The sequence below is a fragment of the Phyllobacterium sp. P30BS-XVII genome (assembly GCF_014138335.1).
Taxonomy (GTDB): Bacteria; Pseudomonadota; Alphaproteobacteria; order Rhizobiales; family Rhizobiaceae; genus Phyllobacterium; species Phyllobacterium meliloti.
Window position 1 is genome coordinate 1 of record NZ_JACGXO010000021.1, and the last position, 1,348, is coordinate 1,348.

Genomic DNA, 1,348 nt, shown 5'->3' on the forward strand with positions numbered 1-1,348 from the left:
TTCATTTTCTGACAACTTTCTAGTTTGTACAAAATAGCAAAATTCGGGTTGGTATTGCCAATATTCCGGCGATTGGAATACGGGATCGGTCGTGGGTTTCGTCCGCACAGGACTGACCGCGCAGTTTTGGCCGGTTGATCGCGTATGAGCCACCTTCTCACTTTTCTTTGACAATTCTGACATGTTGGCCATTTGCGCGCAGCTGGGCAAGCAGCATGGGCCAGACGGAGAATTCGCCGTTTGCGGCCTTGTCGGTGAGGGATCTGAGATAACCGCCGGCGGAATTGATCTGATCGGCCCTTTGCAGGATGCAGGCCATGGCGATGGCGGCGTTTTCCTGACCAAGCACGGAGCAGGCTTCCTCGTAGGCTGATGGGCTGACACCGAGCATGGAGCGCACGACAATGGCCGCGCCCATCAGTTCGGACCAGCTGGCAAGGCCGTTCCTGGCATAGGCTGCTATATCGGGGCAAGCCTGACGGACAAGACCGAGCGGAACCGGCTTTGCATCAAAGGCGGAGGCAAAAGCCTCGCCGGCGGGCAAATCAGCGGGTTCTACTGCAGCACGACCCGCCGGGCCAGTTGCCACAGCCGCAACGGCCAGCCGCCCTGCCCTGTCAGGGTTTTCTGATCCTGTATCGCTTGTTTCAACCTCTGTCGTTTTAGCAGGCTCATCCGGTGCAGTGTTTGGCACGTGGGTTTGGCCTTGGGTTTTTCTAAAGCCGGGTTCAAGATCAGAAGTGGATTTTGTATTTGAATTTTGTTTGTGGCGCTCAGAATGAGACTCTCTGCCGCTTGTTTGTCGTAAATTCAGCTTATCCTGCAACAACTTGCAGATCTCCAGCTGGATGCACTCAAGCCCGTCCACAACCGGCTCCAGATCGCGGATCGTTGCCTGGCGCGGAATATCATCCATCACCGCGCGAAACGCCGTGTAGTGGCCACTCCAGTCGATTTCTGGCATTTCCTCAAACCCAAGCTCGATCAGCTTGACGATATCACGGCGCAGCAGCGTCACCTTTTCCTTCATCAGCTTCAGCTGCAGCCGTTCAGAGCGCACGTCTTCGGCCATCGCCTCGAACTCCTGGGCGCGCGCCACCAGCGGGGCCAGCGAGAAGCCAAATGCCTCGCCGCCCTCCCCTGCCCCTGTCGCCCCTGTTCGTGGCTTGCGCGCATAGCGCTTGCCATTGGGGCTGTCTTTACGAAAGATCAGGCCTGTTTCCACCAGCGCACTCAAATGCCGGCGCAGGGTTGCCGGTGCCATGCCATGGGCGCGCAATGACAATTGCGCATTGGATGGAAACACCACCAGCCCACTCGTCTCACTCAGTTCATTGTGCGGATAGAA

1 protein-coding gene is annotated in these 1,348 nt (G+C 57.1%); it reads right to left on the minus strand.

Going from position 1 to position 1,348, the window contains the following annotated elements; translation table 11 throughout:
• Window positions 1-157: 157 nt before the first annotated feature.
• Window positions 158-1,348 (minus strand): plasmid replication protein RepC (gene repC, locus FHW17_RS25105; RefSeq protein WP_182511103.1); only part of this gene is annotated, 1,191 nt, incomplete at its 5' end.